Here is a 267-nt window from a genome sequence, read left to right as displayed (position 1 = left end):
CAGAGAAAAATTGAAGGAAACACCATCTGTCCATTAGGAGATGCAGCGGCGTGGCCGGTTGCAGCAGCAATTCGTCACTTTAGAGACGAATTTGAATGGCATGTGAAAAATCCTGAATTATCCCAGACCCAAAATTATGGACTGGCTAATTATGCAGATCCAATTCCTGCTGTTGAAAAAAATGCTTAGAATGAAAAAGTTATTGGTAGTTGGCTTAATGATGTCGAATTTTGCATTTGCACAGGTAGCTAAAAATAAAAATGATAC

1 protein-coding gene is annotated in these 267 nt (G+C 38.6%); it reads left to right on the top strand.

All coding sequences use genetic code 11. The features are described 5' to 3' along the window. Positions 1–189, top strand: a 189-nt coding sequence (locus SCA31_RS23690) for an NADH-ubiquinone oxidoreductase-F iron-sulfur binding region domain-containing protein (protein WP_410699458.1), incomplete at its 5' end; no start/stop codon positions are given. Positions 190–267 lie beyond the last annotated feature (78 nt).

The organism is Chryseobacterium sp. SIMBA_028 (genome assembly GCF_046535285.1).
In the GTDB taxonomy this organism is placed as follows: domain Bacteria; phylum Bacteroidota; class Bacteroidia; order Flavobacteriales; family Weeksellaceae; genus Chryseobacterium.
The sequence above is the reverse complement of the archived record's forward strand: the minus strand, read 5'-3'. Positions and strand labels throughout refer to the sequence as shown.